Origin of the sequence: Janthinobacterium sp. J1-1 (assembly GCF_030944405.1) — a bacterium.
In the GTDB taxonomy this organism is placed as follows: Bacteria; Pseudomonadota; Gammaproteobacteria; order Burkholderiales; family Burkholderiaceae_D; genus Janthinobacterium.
Window position 1 is genome coordinate 528,208 of the sequence record NZ_CP132339.1, and the last position, 15,340, is coordinate 543,547.

A 15,340-nucleotide genomic window follows, 5' to 3' on the forward strand; every position below is an offset into this window, starting at 1 on the left:
CCTTGAGTGTGGCGAACAGTGTAACCGAGCGTGCTTTTACATGGCGGGGCTGACGGGAATTTCTTCGCCGTTCAGCTTGATCGCCACCTTGACGATCTGTGCCTTGACCTGGCGCGCCGACATGTCCGCTTCCTGGGCGTAGGCATACACGACGATGGCGAAATTCTTGTAGCTGCTGCGCGCCGCTTCGATCTTGCGCGCCGCTTCCTGGTCGACTTTGAGCATGCTGTAGCCGTCGCCATTGCTGAAGCCCAGCTTGTAGTCGCCATTGTCGTACATGTAGTAGTAGGTGCCGGCCTCGGCGAACTTGGCGGGGAAGGCGCCCTTGTCCATCGCGTAGGGCGACAGCGCGCCCTGGCCGTTGATCTGGTAGCGCAGGTAGCGGCGGGTCTTCGCTTCGTTGACCTTGGCGTCGATCTGCGGCTTGATGGCGTCGAGCACTTCCTGCTTGCGGAAGGCGTCGTCGGTGCTCGTGTATTCACGCGAGATGCGCTGCGCCACGGCGGCGTAGTCGGGCGGCACGCCGGACAGGGCGATATAGCTGTACATCAGCTGGTTGCCGCTGGTGATGTCGACATAGCTGGCGCTTGGTGTGGCCGGGTCGGCTTGCGGCAGGCTGGCGGCCGCCGCTTTTACTTGTGCCTTGGCGGCCAGGTCGGCGGTGCTGGTGGCGACCGGAGCCGAGGCATCGGGCGTGGCGGTATCGGTTTCTTTCTTGCCGCAGGCGGACAGGATCAGGGCGATGGCGAACAGGGCGGGCAGGGTGCGTTTCATGATGTGGTTCCTTGTAAAAGTGGAGTAAGAGAAGAGTGGGTCAGACGATGCTTTTGCGTTTGAACTCGCCGTAGCCATAGGCCGCCAGCACGATGCTCGATGCCAGCACCAGGTAAAAGCCGATGCCGAACGACATCCCCTGCCACACCTGGCCCAGCATTTCGCTGGCCATCTGCTGCGCCATGCTGGCGGCGCGTGCACCGGCAATGCCGCTCATGGCGTCGCCCGCCTCGCTGATGGCGCCCTTGATCTTGATGTACAGCATGCCGGTGTGGACGACGATAAACAGCAGCGGCGCGCACTTGCCCAGCGCCGCTTTCGGGTGGCTGCTGGCCATGGTGGCAAAGCAGGCGGCGATCGCCAGCAGGAAAAAGAATTGGGCCGAGGTAAAACCACCGCCACCGCCGCGGGCAAAGCCTTCCAGGCTGTCGGCGGACAGGCCCAGCAGCTGCCAGTAGGAGCGCGAGACGGCGGCGAACAGCCGGATATTGATGGTGTTGAAGACAAAGGCGCCGGCCACCAGCACACCGACCGCGCCCAGCGCCTTGACGCCCAGGGTGGCGACGGCATTGCCCCACACCTGCTGGCCTTTTTCGCGCGCCAGCTTGGCGGCGGCGGCCATGTCTTCCTGGGTGATCTGCTGCGTGCTGACGAGTGTCAGGCTGTCGACCGCGCCAGCCTCAGTGAAACGCACGTCGACCGCGGCATTGATGGCGGGCGCCGTGTCGGAGCGCCAGTGGCTGGCGACGTCGAACGGATATTGCACGCCGGCGACGCTGACGGAACCTTGGCCGCCCGGCTGGTAGGCGAGGATGCGGCCCCGTGCGGCCGGGGTGGATGTTGCCGTGGTGTGCGGTGCTGTGTGCATTCTGTACTCCCTGGGAATTGGCATGCTTGATTGCATGTACCCTCCCTCAACGAGGGCGGTCCCGGGAAATACAAAAGTATTTTGAACTTATTTTTTGGCGCTGTCATCGAAACATGTGGGAACGCTCTGGAATTGCCGAGGTCTAACTGCTCAGATCTTTCCCTTCAGGAGTTCACCATGCGCCCAGACCAGTGGCAGGCATTTATCCGGCAATGCACGCAACTGTCGCACCGCCAGCGCCTGGCGGGCATGGCGCTCCTGCACAACGCAGCGTCACAAAATGCGGCCATCATCTTGATCGAGCAAACAGCGCAAGCGGACTTGCATTGCCCTGCCTGCCGTGCGACGCATTTCCACCGGCACGGCCAGGCACATGGACTGCAGCGTTATCGATGTGTACCCTGCGGCAAAACCTTCAATGCACTGACCGGCACGCCGCTGGCGCATCTGCACCATAAAACGCAATGGCTGGCCTATGCGGATTGCTTGCTGAATTCGTTTTCCGTGCGCAAGGCGGCCCAGCAAGTGCACATCCATCGCAACACCAGCTTTCGCTGGCGCCACCGCTTCCTGGCGCTGGCCAAAACCGACAGGCCGCGCTGCCTGCACGGCATTGCCGAAGCCGATGAGATGTATCTGCTGGAATCACAGAAAGGGTCACGGCACATGACGCGCCCGGCACGCCAGCGGGGTGGTGCTGCCGGCCAGCGCGGCATTTCGAACGAACAAGTCTGTATCCTGGTCGCGCGCGACCGCACCGGGCAAACCGTCGATTTCGTGACCGGCAGGGGCCAGCTGACCAAGGCAAAACTGCACGCTTGCCTGCCGCCGGTGATCGACCGCGACATCCTGCTGGTGAGCGATGGCCATCCCGCCTATCCCGTGTTTGCCAGGGAAATGGGCATCCTGCATGTGGCCGTCAATTTACGGGCCGGCATCCGTGTGCGCGGCACCGTCCATGTGCAAAATGTCAATGCGTATCACAGCCGCCTGCGGGAATGGCTGCGTGTATTTCACGGCGTGGCGACGCGCTATTTGCCCAACTACCTGGGATGGCGCTGGATACTCGACGCCCGGAGAATATTGTCGCCGGAAAGCTTGCTCAGAGCCACCTTGGGCTCGTTCCCACATTTGATGGTGACATAGCCTATTTTTTCGGTGGCTGCATGATGTCCTTGGCCGCGCCCTGGTAATCCTTCATCAGGCCCATGAAAGCGTCCTGCAGATGGCGCGCCGCTTCCTGCGGTGGCGCGCCGGTGCGCCGCGCCAGGTCGAATTTATAGGCGTGCGCGGGGCTGTAGCCGGCTTGCGAGGCGGCGTCCAGCAGCACGCCGGCGCGTTTCAGCGAGGCCGGGTCGCCTTTCACCATCAGCAGTTCGGCCAGGTAGGTCTGCGCCACCGGAAAGTCTTTCGCGGCCGCTTTTTCCAGCCACTGCATGCCGGCCTTCGGCTGTTTGACGCCGGCGTCTCCGCCGCCGATGCCGTAGCCCAGCGCCGTCAGCGCCACCAGGTCGCCGGTACGGGCGCGTTTTTCCAGCTGTTGGCGCGGAAATGGCCGCGCCGCGATCTGCATGCGGATTTCATAGTTGATGTCTTGCAGCACATTGCCGGGCCAGACCTTGGCGCCATTCGCCACCGCCGGCTTGCTTGCCGTGACCGCAGGGATGTCTGGCGCCGGTGCGCGCGTGCCGCCGTTGCCATTGGCCGCCAGCACGGCCGGCGATGGCTCGGGCGTGACCTTGCCGCTGCCCATGTTCAGCACCAGGCGCGCCGAGGTTTCGCCAAATGACACGCGCGGCTTTTGCACGTCGTGCGTCATGGTGGCCACGCGCGAGGCCACTTGCGAGAACAGTTCGCCCATCGGCAGGCCCGGTGCGTCGAGTGCGTCGAGCAGGGCGCTGGTATAGGGGCTGTTGCGCGAATCGGGTGACCAGAAGTCGCGCGCCAGCGCGCCGGGGCCGGCCGAATAGGCGATCACCACGCCGCGCGGCGCGCTGGTGTCGGCAAAGCCGTGGCTGGCGGCGCCGCTGCCATTGACGGGCAGTTGCTGGCCGCCGCGCGTGTATTCCGCGCGGCAGGCGTCGAGGATCAGCACGGCGCCGCGCGCGCCGCTGCGCTGCAGGTCGCCTGCCAGGCTGGCCACCGCGACGCCCTGCGATTGAATCGCCGCGCTGCTGAGCGCGTTCATGTTGGCGCCGATCGGCAGCACGTAATTGGCTTCGCCCGCCTGCGCGCCGTGACCGGCATAGAACACCAGGGCGATATCGGCGCCGCGTGCCTGGATGGAAAATTCGGCCGAGGCTTTTTGCAGCTGCGCGCTATTGATGTCGGTGCGCAGCAGCACTTCGAAGCCGAGCCGGCGCAAACGCTCGGCCATGGCGCGCGCATCGTTCACGGGATTTAACAGTGGCTGGGGATAGGCGGCATTGCCGATCACCAGCGCGATACGCTTGCCCGTGGCAGCGTGCGCAGCCATGGATTGCAGGAAAACCAGCGTCAGCAACAGCAGGAAAAGACGGCGCATCGCTCTCTCGGGGTTGTTGTGTGAGTAACAAAAAGTTAGCGATTTTCACATTGGTATGAGAAAATTGCCTCTGTGCATTTTACCTGACTGACAAGTTTTATTTGTCTGCAAGCGTATTTCTTCCCGGCCGCATGCAGGCGTTCCTGCTGCGGCGCGCCCCCCACACACGATCGGACCGGCTTTGCAATCGGAACAATTTGAACGTATCCAGGATTTCTGGAGCCGCCGCCAGCAGCTGACCCAGCACGAACTGGCGGAGTTTTATCAACGCACCATCGCCGCCCTGGCGCCCTGCCGTCCGCGCGAAGCGGCGTCGCTGGGCGACACCCTGGCCGACCTGCGCCACCATTTCTTTGTCGAAAAAGTCCTGGGCAGCGACAGTAGCTCGGTGCCGATCCATATCGGCGCGCTGTTCCTGTATTTCAAGCGTTTCATCATCGACCAGCTGCGCAAGCTGCCCGAGGGCGGCGGCGAGGACGATACCGCCTGCGACTTGCGCGCGCCCGACGACTATGCGCAAGTGCTGCGCGACTACCAGCTGACGCCGCAACAGGTGCGGGCCGCCGCCGAGACTTTCATCACCACCTTGCCGGACGACCTGGTCCTGCTGCTGCGCCATTGCGGCTGCGGCGGCATGCCGGTCAAGGAACTGGCCGAACAGATCGCCTCGGCCCATTACCACGGCGGCAAGCTGGGCCTGGTCCACAAGCAGAAGGGCGACGCCGGCAGCGCGGGCCGCCAGATCGTGCAGGCCTCCCACCGCGCCACCTTGCTCGGTGCCTGGGTCTTCAATCTGCTGAAACTGCGCGTCGGCGACAGCTTGACCGAGCTGGACATCGACGCGGCGCAAATAGTTTTGGATATCTTGTGCCTGGCTGCGTTAAACCAGCATGTGGATCCCGCATCCACCCAACCGAATTTGAATGAAAGGCCACCGGCATGACCGCGCTGACGCCCTCGCTGGCCATTGTTGCCGCCCGTCTGGAAACGGCCCCCGCCAGCACCGAGTTGCTGGCGGGCGAAGTTGCTGATGGCAATCCCCCCGACTGGCGCGGCATCGCCGTGCCGCCCCACCTGCTGGAACGTTTTGCCCGCCGCAGCGACGCCGCGCCCCTGGCGAACCGTCCCATCGGCGGCGGCCAGATTCATTTATTGGCGCGCCGCCCGGGCTTTGGCGCGGTGCTGCTCGATGCCTGGCAGCCAGCGCTGGGCCAGTGGCGCGGCTGGCTGGTGACGCCCGATACGTCCTATGCCGACGCCTGCGGCCTGGTGGTCGAAGAGCGCGACGCGCCCGCCGATCCGCGCGCCGGCCTGGTGCTGTGCGACATGCCGGTGACCGTGGCGGTGGCTGAGCTGGGCGCCTGCCTGGGTGTATTCAGCCAGGACCGCCTGCAGGCGGCGCGCTGGATCGAACTGCATGGCCAGGACAATGCGGCCGCCGCAGCCCCCGGCGTGGTGGCGCGGGTGGCGCTGCCGGACGGCTACGCGCTGACCGGCACGCCACTCGGCATGGCGGGCAAGGACCATCGTCATGCTTACCGCGAGCTGCTGCGCCAGGGCTTGCAGCAGCTACAGATTGGTCGGGCCACGCCAGCCACGCGCACAGCGGCAGCAGAAGCAGCAATTCCGGTGCTGCCGGCAGCGCCTGTCAAAGCGGCGAATGCCTCGCGCTGGCTGAAGATGGCGACCGCCGTGGCCGCCAGTGTGATGGTGGCGCAATCGGTCTGGATCTTCCTGCCGAGACAGGCGGCCATCGTCGACAACGCCGAATATCGCGGTGGCGGCAGCGGCGTCGAGACCGGCGTGCGCATCCGCGTGCTGTTCCGGGCCGACGCCACCGAGGCGGAAATCCGCACCTGGCTGCAGCGCGAGCGGCTCGATATCGTCAGCGGTCCCGACACCCTGGGCGCGTTTACCCTGCTCACGCGCGACCGCCAGAAAGTGTTGCCGCCGCCAGGTCCGGGCAATCCGCTGGCCGTGATCAATCCATAATATTGCACAAGACAACAGAAAGCCATCCAGCATGAACACGACTGAAAAATTTGCCTCCGCGCACTGGCGCAAACTGGCCGCCGGCATCGCCGCCGGCCTGCTGCTGACGGGCTGCGCCATGCAGCCGAATGGCCGTGGCGGCGTGCTGATGAGCGTCGATACGGCCGAGCTGTTCGGCACGCCGATCTCCACGTTCAAGCTGCGCGACGGCACCGAAGGCACCTTGCGCAAGGACCCGCAGGGCAAGTTCTCGATCAAGCTGTCGCAGGCGTTTCGCGTGGTGCCGCTGGCCAATGCCATCACGGCCCGCGTGGCGCGCGTGGAAAATGTCGGCGAGCGCACGGTGGTGATCGTCGAAACCCAGGAACGCGGCTGCGCCTACCGCTACGAGGTGCTGGCCTTCCAGGGCACCGACGTGCTGCAATGGACCATCGGCAACTGCAAGGACCGCCCGCGCGTGGAACTGGCGTCAGACGCCAGGTCGCTCAATATCGACTTCCCGAACTACAACCGCCTGTCGCGCCAGATCTATACCGACAGCCGCTTGCTCAATACCAGCGTGCCGGTGCCGCCCGGCGTCGATACGCGCACCGTGCCGTTTGCCGACGACGCCTTGCGCGGCACGGCCCCGGCGATCGTCAACATGCCGATCGGCGATGCTGCCGGGCGCGTGATTCCGGCGCCGCCGGCGCCCGCCGCCGCCCCGGTGGCCGCGCCGAAAGCCACCACCCGCAGCACGGCCAAGGCGCGCCGCCAGGAAGCGCCGGCCAAGGCCGCCGCGCCGGCCGCCATCAGCCTGCCGCTGCCGCGCGCCAGTACGCCCGCACCGGCGGCCGCGCCGATGATCTTCCAGACCGAAGAAATCAAGCCGGTCGTGATCGACCTGAGGAAATAAGATGGCGGCGAGCTTGCGCAGTCTGCAGATCCGGCAGACCCTGATCCTGATCGTCCTGACCATCGTCTACCTGTGCTTCGAACTGGGCTTCAATGCCCGCCTGCTCGACGTGGTCGGTGGCGACGTCAAGCCGCATGACGTGGAAGACGTGGAGTTCTACGGCCGCAGCCTGTCCGGCATCGCCGCCGCGCTGGTGGTGCTGCAACTGATGTGGCGCCGGCGCCTGAAGAATGGCGGCAAGGACGGCAGCGGCCCCAGCTGGAAGAAAATCATGCTGTGGTGCACGTTCACGGCGGTGCTGGTATTCATGGTGCTGAAGACCTTCGTGACGGTGCTGGTCAATACACGCGATGCCGAATTTCGCCGCATGGCCTTCAGCACCACCCTGATGCAGCGCTCGCTGGTTGGCGGCAGCCTGCAACTGAAAGGCCTGGTCGACGATCCCACGCTGTTTTCCAAGCCGGAAGGCAAGGCCTTCCTGGCGCTGTTCCCCATGCTGGCGGTGTCGGTCGGCCATCTCGACGAACGCATGGGGCCGGCCAAGGAGCAGCTGGTACGCGCCAATGTGCGCCGGCTGGCCGGTGGCGCCGGCGGCTATTACAAGAATTACGAAGACGCCATCAAGGAAGTGAACGCCAAGTGGAAGCTGTATTCCGGCATTATTCCAAATGACGATCCCGGCTTGCAGGCAAAGCAGCAATCGTCGTGGGACGACTATCGCCAGAGCCTGTCGCGCCACGGCTGGCAACCGACCAGCGTGCCGGCGCGCCGCCGCGCGGCCGTGGTCAGCAATGTGCGCAAAAAAGTGCCGGTGCCATCGAACTGGCATCCGGCCGACCAGCTGACATTCCGCATGGCCGTCAAGCAGCGCTATGCGTCCGAAGCGGCCAGCAAGGGCGTGACCGTGAAAGGCGACCGGATTCCGCCTGGCCTGTCTTTCCCTGCCTTCGTGGCGCGTCCCGGCATCCAGGCCGAATTGCGCGATGGCCTGAAGCTGCCGGCCAGCGCCAGCGTGCAAGCAGCCTATTCCAGCCCGGCCGAGTTCGGCATCCTGTTCGAGAAATTCCTCGACCGCCAGACGGCCGAAAAGCTGGTCGAATACCTGGCCAGCCGGCAGGACTTCGACGGCGGCGGGAAATACTTTGAAGAAGGCAAGGAAGCTTCGCGCGCCGCCATCGTGCCGCCGGTCGCCCTGTTCTTCTCCCTGCTGGGCGCCATCGGCCACTTCTCGAAACTGCTGTACCTGGTCGCCACCGTGGGCCTCTTGGTGCTGGCCGCGCGCCGCGGCGAACAGGCCGGCGAGGATGGCCAGCTGAGCCGCCGCTCGGCCTGGATCGCCACCGGCGTGCTGGCCGGGGCGTTCCTGGGAACCTGGGGCATCTTTACCCTCTCGGACAATAATGTCACGCGCAGCGAGCTGTTCCACCAGATGCTGGACTGGAACCGCCAGGCCGACGCCGACAGCACGCGCTGGAAAATCGCCGGCAAGGGGCTGCTGGCCAATTTCACGCATGTGGTGGCCGTGGGGCAGGGCTATAGCTACCCCGTCAATGAAGCAATCCGCATCAATATTTTGCAGGGAATGGAATATGGTTATCACCCGGAAAAAAAATAAGGCGGCCGCGCTGGCGCTGCTGCTCGGCATGCTGGCCGGCGGCGTACAGGCCGAATGCCTGGGCATGAAGCTGCAGGCCCACCGTGGCGCCGGCAATGCGCCGGAGAATTCCCTGAGCGCCTTGCGCAACGCCTATTTCGGCACCTGGGATGGCGTCGAGACGGACTTGCAGCTGCTGGGCGACGGCAGCTGGGTGGTGCACCACGACGTGCTGACGGGCCGGGTGGTCGATACCGGCCAGCCCTTGCCGGTGCGGCAGATGAACGCCGGGCAATGGCGCGCGGCCAGCATGAAAAACCGCGGCGTGATCACGGCCGAAACGCCGCCCTTCGTGACGGACATCGCCGACCTGGCCACGCCGTTTCCCGGCAAAACCCTGAATGCGGAAATCAAGGACGTGGTGCCCTCGTGCGCGCCGATCGAAGGGCTGGTGAGCCAACTGCGCGGCGGCATCGCGCACGGCAACTGGTTCCTGACCTCGGGCGTGCCGAACAACCTGGTCTGCGCGCGCCGCGCCGATCCGCAGGGCTACCTGGGCCTGATCGTGTTCGACGCGCGCAATGCGCAGGCGGCCGGCGCCAACCGCGTCAGCCGCTTTATCGCCAGGAATGCCCGCGCACCGAAACTCGACAAGCCCTGGCTGCAGCGGGTGCAGCAGCAGATCGGCATGCCGGTCGGCGTGCACGTCGACGCGCGCAGCCTGGACGCCAATCCCACCCTGCTGGCGGACGCGGCCGGCCTGAACATGCCCGTGTTCGTGTATGCGGTCGACGGCGATTCGGCGCTGGCGGCGTCCCTGTTGCGGGCGCAGAAGCGCAGCCATCGCTGGCCCAGCGGCGTCATCCTTGACGGCAGCGGCGATGCGTTTTGCGGCATGCTGCAGTAACGGATCCAGGCCGCCAAAAGCACACTGCCGGGTCGTATCCTGAGGCTGCGACCGGCTGACTCTCCCGCACCGCAACATCGAAAATGTTTGCATCCTGACGCACGCTGGCTTATAAATGTAATCGATTACATTTACTGAAGAAGCCCATGCCGCTCATCGTTCCGATTCCACCTGCGCCGGAGACCACCGTGTCGATCAGCGCCGTCGCCGCCCATGCCGGCGTGTCGGTGGCGACCGTGTCGCGCGTGATGAACGAGCACAGCAGCGTGCGGGCGCCGACGCGCGACAAGGTGCTCGCTTCCGTGGCGGCGCTGGGCTACCGCATGAACCACCTGGCGCGCAGCCTGCGCACGGCCGAGAGCCGCATGCTGCTGACCATGGTGCCCGACGTCGGCAACCCGTTTTATGCGCAGATCGTGCGCGGCATCGATACGGTGGCGCGCGAGCACGGCTATTTCGTGCTGCTGTGCGACACGGGCGCCGACGAGGGCCGCGAACGCTCGTATTTCGATTTGCTGCGCATGCATCGCGCCGACGGCGCCATCTGCCTCGACCCCGATACGGTGCAGCATGCGCTGTCGCATGAATCGATCAGCCTGCCATGGGTGGCCTGCTGCGAATTCGATCCCGCCGTGGCCGTGCCCTATGTCGGCATCGACAACCACCGCGCCGCCTCCGATGCGGTCGCGCATCTGCTGGCGCAGGGGCACACGCGCATCGGCCTGATCAATTCCGACGAGCGCTATCTGTATGCGCGCCAGCGCCGGCAGGGCTACCTGGATACGCTGGCCGCCGCCGGCGTGCAGGTGCAAGCACAATGGATGCGCACCGTGCAAAGCCTGGACTACGAGGCCGGCACGCAGGCGGCGCTGGACCTGATGGCGCAGAAAGATGCGCCGAGCGCCATCTTTGCCGTCTCCGATACGCTGGCCATTGGCGTGCTGAGTGCGCTGCGCCAGCTGAACAAACGCGTACCGCAAGACGTGGCCGTGATCGGCTTCGACGATATCGCGATTGCCGCGCAAATCGATCCTGGCCTCACCACGATTGCGCAGCCGATGCGCGAACTGGGCGAGACGGCCGCGCGCTTGTTGCTGCAGCGCCTGGCCGACCCTTCCGCGCGCGTACCGGGGGTGGTGCTGCAACATAATTTGGTGTTACGGGGGAGTGCATAGTGAGCGTTGCCGTCAGATTTGAAGCGATCTGCAAGGACTTCGGTCCGGTGCGGGTATTGCATGGCGTCAGTTTTGAACTGTCGCCGGGGAGGGTGTATGGCTTGCTTGGCGAAAACGGCGCCGGCAAGTCGACCCTGATGAAAATCCTGGCCGGCTATGAAGCGGTCAGCGAAGGGCAGTTGCTGATCGATGGCCAGCCGCAGCGATTTGCCAGTTCGCGCGCGGCGGAAGCCGCCGGCATCGTGCTGATCCACCAGGAATTCAACCTGGCCGAGCACCTGACGGTGGCGCAGAATATGTTCCTGGGCCATGAAAAAACGCGTGGCTGGCTGCTCGACGAGAAAGCCATGCACGAAGAGGCGTCGCGCTACCTGAAACAGGTGGGGCTGGAGGTGTCGCCTGCCACCAAGATCCGCGACCTGATCGTGGCGGAGAAGCAGCTGGTGGAAATCGCCAAGGCCTTGTCGCGCCGCGCCCGTTTCCTGATCATGGACGAGCCGACCGCCACCCTGACGTCGTCGGAAACCCGGCGCCTGTTCGCGGTGATGGCGCAGCTGAAAGCGGACGGCGTGACCATCCTGTATATCTCGCACAAGCTCGATGAAGTCGAGCGCAATACGGACGAGGTGATCGTCATGCGCGATGGCCGCTTTGTCACGCGTGAGCTGACGGCCAGCCTGACGCGCCAGCAGATGGCGAATTTGATGGTGGGGCGCGAATTGTCGGACATGTTCCCGGCAAAAGTGCCGCTGGCACCAAGCGCGCCGGTACTGCTGAAGGTCGATGGCTTGTGCGTGCCCGGCTGGTCGAACAACCTGTCGTTCGAGGTGCGCGCCGGCGAAGTGCTGGGCTTTGCGGGTCTGGTGGGCGCGGGCCGCACCGAGTCCTTCGAGGCGCTGCTGGGCTTGCGTGCGCGCAGCGCCGGCACGATTCATCTGAACGGCAAACCCGTCAATATCCGCACGCCGCGCGAGGCGATGATCAATGGCATGACCTATCTGAGCGAAGACCGCAAGGGCAAGGGCCTGCATGTCAACCTGGGCCTGCGCGAAAACCTGACCATGATGACGATGGAGCGCTACGCGAAGCCGTGGCTGGACCTGAAAGCGGAAAAGGCGGCATTGGCCAAGGCGGTCGAGGATTTCAATATCCGCACCGGCGACCAGGGCAGCCGCGCGCGCATGCTGTCGGGCGGCAACCAGCAAAAGCTGGCGCTGGCCAAATACCTGCATTCCGATCCGCGCGTGATCGTGCTCGATGAACCGAGCCGTGGCGTGGACGTGGGCGCCAAGCGCGACATCTACTTTTTGATCCATCGCCTGGCCGCCGAAGGGCGCGCCGTGATCGTGATCTCGTCCGAATTGATCGAACTGATCGGCCTGTGCCACCGCGTCGCGGTGATGCGTGCCGGTACTTTACAAACCACGCTCGGCGCCGAGCACCTGACCGAAGAGGAGTTGATTGCTCATGCAACCGGCACGCACTGACACCACCACCAGTTCCTTGTCCCAACTGGGCGCGCGCATCAAGGGCTTTGGTCCCGTGCTGGGCCTGATCGCCCTGTGCATCGCGGGCACCTTGCTCAACGGCGACTTCGCCACCATCGACAACCTGATGAACGTGCTCACGCGCACGGCCTTTATCGGCATTATCGCCGTCGGCATGACCTTCGTGATTATCTCGGGCGGCATCGATCTGTCGGTCGGCTCGATGGCGGCCCTGATCGCCGGCTGCATGATCTATTTCATGAACCAGCTGGCGATGGGCATGGGCGGCGACCTGGCGCCGATCACCATGCTGGTATTGGGAATCGGCATGGCGCTGGTGCTGGGCGCCGGCTTTGGCCTGATGCATGGCTTGTTGATCAGCAAGGGCAATATCGAGCCGTTTATCGTGACCCTGGGCACGCTCGGCATCTTCCGCGCGGTGCTCACTTACCTGGCCGACGGCGGCGCGCTGACGCTGGACTCGACCCTGTCCGACCTGTACAGCCCCGTCTACTACACCAGCGTGCTGGGTGCGCCGATTCCGATCTGGATCTTTCTGTTCGTGGCGGCGGCCGGCGCCATCATCCTCAACCGCACCACGTTTGGCCGCCATGTGCAGGCCATCGGTTCCAACGAGCAGGTGGCGCGCTATGCGGCCATCAATGTCGACCGCGTCAAGATCGCCACCTATATGCTGCTTGGCGTGTGCGTCGGCATCGCCACGGTGCTGTATGTGCCGCGCCTGGGTTCGGCCACGCCGACCACGGGCCTGTTGTGGGAACTCGAAGCGATCGCCGCCGTCGTGGTGGGCGGCACGGCCCTGAAGGGCGGCGAGGGCCGCATCGTCGGCACCGTGATCGGCGCCATCCTGCTGTCCGTGATCAGCAATATCCTGAATTTGACCAGCATTATCAGTGTCTACCTGAATGCCGCAGTGCAAGGTGTGGTGATTATCGCCGTCGCCTTCCTGCAGCGAGGCCGCAAATAAAAACACAGCGGCGTTCTGAAAGGGCGGCCCGCAGGCCGTCCATAACCTTGGAGGAGAGCAGCATGAAAAGCTTTATTCGTGTAGCAGGGATGGCGGTACTGGTGATGCAGGCATGGGCCGTGCCGATGGCGGCGCAGGCCGCCGAAAAACTGGTGGTGGGCGTGGCGATTCCGACCGCCACCCACAGCTTTACGTCGGGCATCGTGTGGTGGGCCAACCAGGCCAAGGCCGAGCTGGAAAAAGCCCATCCTGGCGTGAAGGTCATCGTCAAGACGGCCGCCACCGCGCCCGAGCAGGCGAACCAGTTGCAGGACATGTTGACGGTCAACAAGATCAACACCCTGGTGATTTTCCCGATCGAATCGGCCTCGCTCACGCAGCCGGTGGCGCAGGTGAAAAACAAGGGCGTCTACGTGACCGTGGTCGACCGTGGCCTGACCAACAAGGAATCGCAGGACGCGTATATCGCCGGCGACAACACGGCTTTCGGCAAGTTGCCGGCCGAATACCTGGCGAAAAGCCTGAACGGCAAGGGCAATATCGTGGTGCTGCGCGGCATGCCGACCACGCTCGACAACGAGCGCTTCGACGCCTTCAACGCGGTCATGAAGGGCCACCCGGAGATCAAGATTCTCGATGCCAAATATGGCAACTGGAACCGCGACGATGCCTTCAAGGTCATGCAGGATTATCTGACCCGCTTCAAGCAGATCGACGCCGTCTGGGCGGCCGATGACGACATGGCGATCGGCGTGCAGAAAGCCATCGCGCAAGCCAAGCGCACCGATATCAAGCAGGTATTCGGCGGCGCCGGCGCCAAGGGCGCGGTGAAGAAGATCATGGACGGCTCCGACCCGCAGATCGTCGCCAACGTGTCGTACTCGCCGAAGTTCATGTACGACGCCATCAAGCTGACCACGGAAGCGCGGTTGAAAGGCGAAAAACTGCCGGCCAACACGATCATCCCATCGGTGCTGATCACGCGCGAGAATGCCAAAGAGTTTTACTTTCCAAAGTCGCCGTTTTAATCTGATATTTCCCCGGAGCGAGCCTCCGGGGTGGAAAGGAGCAGCATGAAAACCATCCAGGGCCCGGCCATTTTCCTGGCCCAGTTTCTCGGCGACGAGCCGCCGTTCGATACGCTCGAGCACCTGGCGCAGTGGGCGGCCGGCCTTGGCTACAAGGGCTTGCAGTTGCCGACCGCGCCGCGTCTGTTCGACCTGGAGCAGGCGGCCGCCAGCCAGCAGTATTGCGACGATGTGATCGCGCTGCTGGCCAGGTACGGCTTGCAGGTGACGGAATTGTCGACCCATCTGCAGGGCCAGCTGATCGCGGTGCACCCCGCCTACGATGCGCTGTTCGACGGCTTTGCGCCCGAGCATGTGAAAGGTGATCCGGCCGCGCGCACGGCCTGGGCCACGCAGCAGTTGCTGTGGGCCGCGACCGCTTCGCAGCGCCTGGGTTTGAAAGCGCATGTGACGTTTTCCGGCGCGCTGGCCTGGCCGTATCTGTATCCGTGGCCACAGCGCCCGGGCGGCCTGGTGGAAACGGCGTTTGCCGAGCTGGCCAAGCGCTGGCTGCCGATCCTCGATGCGTTTGACGCGGCCGGCGTCGACGTTTGTTATGAGCTGCATCCGGGCGAAGACCTGCATGACGGCGTGACGTTCGAGCGCTTTCTCGCTGCCGTCAAGCAGCATCCGCGCGCCTCGATTTTGTACGACCCCAGTCACTTCGTGCTGCAGCAGCTCGACTACCTGGCCTTTATCGACATCTATCACGAGCGCATCAAGGCCTTCCATGTAAAAGATGCCGAGTTCCGTCCGAACGGCCGGCAAGGCGTATATGGCGGCTACGGCGACTGGCAGGACCGGGCCGGGCGCTTCCGCTCGCTGGGCGACGGCCAGATCGATTTCAAGGCCATCTTTTCAAAGATGGCGCAGTACGGTTTTCCCGGCTGGGCGGTGCTGGAATGGGAGTGCTGCCTGAAGCATCCGGAAGACGGTGCGGCCGAAGGCGCGCGCTTTATCCGCGACCATATTATCCGTGTGGCGGAACACGCCTTCGATGATTTCGCCGGCAGCGCGGTCGACCAGCATCAGATCAACAACTTGCTGGGCTTGAAACAGGGAGACTGAG

The 15,340-nt window shown here is 64.4% G+C and carries 14 protein-coding genes; 11 read left to right on the forward strand and 3 right to left on the reverse strand.

The genetic code is table 11. The features are described 5' to 3' along the window. Positions 1 to 36: 36 nt before the first annotated feature. Together Q8L25_RS02330 and Q8L25_RS02335 are read right to left on the reverse strand one after the other, a co-directional pair. Positions 37 to 774 (reverse strand): hypothetical protein, encoded by a 738-nt coding sequence (locus Q8L25_RS02330; RefSeq protein ID WP_308923383.1) that lies wholly within the window; start codon positions 772 to 774, stop codon positions 37 to 39. Positions 775 to 814: 40 nt separating this feature from the next. After that, positions 815 to 1,642, reverse strand: a complete 828-nt coding sequence (locus Q8L25_RS02335) for a hypothetical protein (RefSeq protein ID WP_308923384.1) — start codon at positions 1,640 to 1,642, stop codon at positions 815 to 817. 177 nt (positions 1,643 to 1,819) lie between these two features. Here Q8L25_RS02335 and Q8L25_RS02340 point away from each other — a divergent pair, with 177 nt between their 5' ends. After that, positions 1,820 to 2,788 (forward strand): IS1595 family transposase, encoded by a 969-nt coding sequence (locus Q8L25_RS02340; protein ID WP_308923385.1) that lies wholly within the window; start codon positions 1,820 to 1,822, stop codon positions 2,786 to 2,788. A gap of 1 nt (position 2,789) precedes the next feature. Here the strand turns inward: Q8L25_RS02340 and Q8L25_RS02345 are convergent, their stop codons facing one another. Beyond that, positions 2,790 to 4,166: a caspase family protein gene (locus Q8L25_RS02345; RefSeq protein WP_308923386.1), complete on the reverse strand. Its 1,377-nt coding sequence runs from the start codon at positions 4,164 to 4,166 to the stop codon at positions 2,790 to 2,792. Positions 4,167 to 4,347: 181 nt separating this feature from the next. On the opposite strand from Q8L25_RS02345, the gene Q8L25_RS02350 reads away from it, so the two are divergent. From Q8L25_RS02350 to Q8L25_RS02395, 10 genes are all read left to right on the forward strand, one after another. Next, positions 4,348 to 5,109: a hypothetical protein gene (locus Q8L25_RS02350; RefSeq protein WP_308923387.1), complete on the forward strand. Its 762-nt coding sequence runs from the start codon at positions 4,348 to 4,350 to the stop codon at positions 5,107 to 5,109. Then, the gene (locus tag Q8L25_RS02355) at positions 5,106 to 6,158 is read left to right on the forward strand and encodes a hypothetical protein (RefSeq protein ID WP_308923388.1); all 1,053 of its coding nucleotides are present in this window, start codon (positions 5,106 to 5,108) and stop codon (positions 6,156 to 6,158) included. The genes Q8L25_RS02350 and Q8L25_RS02355 overlap by 4 nt, the downstream gene beginning before the upstream one ends. A gap of 31 nt (positions 6,159 to 6,189) precedes the next feature. After that, on the forward strand, positions 6,190 to 7,053 hold the full coding sequence (locus Q8L25_RS02360) for a hypothetical protein (RefSeq protein WP_308923389.1): 864 nt from the start codon (positions 6,190 to 6,192) through the stop codon (positions 7,051 to 7,053). A gap of 1 nt (position 7,054) precedes the next feature. Continuing rightward, the gene (locus Q8L25_RS02365; protein WP_308923390.1) at positions 7,055 to 8,668 is read left to right on the forward strand and encodes a hypothetical protein; all 1,614 of its coding nucleotides are present in this window, start codon (positions 7,055 to 7,057) and stop codon (positions 8,666 to 8,668) included. Beyond that, the gene (locus Q8L25_RS02370; protein WP_308923391.1) at positions 8,643 to 9,554 is read left to right on the forward strand and encodes a glycerophosphodiester phosphodiesterase; all 912 of its coding nucleotides are present in this window, start codon (positions 8,643 to 8,645) and stop codon (positions 9,552 to 9,554) included. Before Q8L25_RS02365 ends, Q8L25_RS02370 begins: the two co-directional genes overlap by 26 nt. A gap of 146 nt (positions 9,555 to 9,700) precedes the next feature. Next, the gene (locus tag Q8L25_RS02375; RefSeq protein ID WP_308923392.1) at positions 9,701 to 10,729 is read left to right on the forward strand and encodes a LacI family DNA-binding transcriptional regulator; all 1,029 of its coding nucleotides are present in this window, start codon (positions 9,701 to 9,703) and stop codon (positions 10,727 to 10,729) included. Continuing rightward, positions 10,729 to 12,216 (forward strand): sugar ABC transporter ATP-binding protein, encoded by a 1,488-nt coding sequence (locus Q8L25_RS02380; protein ID WP_308923393.1) that lies wholly within the window; start codon positions 10,729 to 10,731, stop codon positions 12,214 to 12,216. Before Q8L25_RS02375 ends, Q8L25_RS02380 begins: the two co-directional genes overlap by 1 nt. Beyond that, positions 12,197 to 13,204, forward strand: coding sequence for an ABC transporter permease (locus tag Q8L25_RS02385; RefSeq protein ID WP_308923394.1), 1,008 nt, complete (start codon positions 12,197 to 12,199; stop codon positions 13,202 to 13,204). Before Q8L25_RS02380 ends, Q8L25_RS02385 begins: the two co-directional genes overlap by 20 nt. Positions 13,205 to 13,308: 104 nt before the next feature. Further along, on the forward strand, positions 13,309 to 14,232 hold the full coding sequence (locus Q8L25_RS02390) for a substrate-binding domain-containing protein (RefSeq protein WP_374694286.1): 924 nt from the start codon (positions 13,309 to 13,311) through the stop codon (positions 14,230 to 14,232). Positions 14,233 to 14,277: 45 nt separating this feature from the next. After that, on the forward strand, positions 14,278 to 15,339 hold the full coding sequence (locus Q8L25_RS02395) for a sugar phosphate isomerase/epimerase (protein ID WP_308923395.1): 1,062 nt from the start codon (positions 14,278 to 14,280) through the stop codon (positions 15,337 to 15,339). Position 15,340 lies beyond the last annotated feature (1 nt).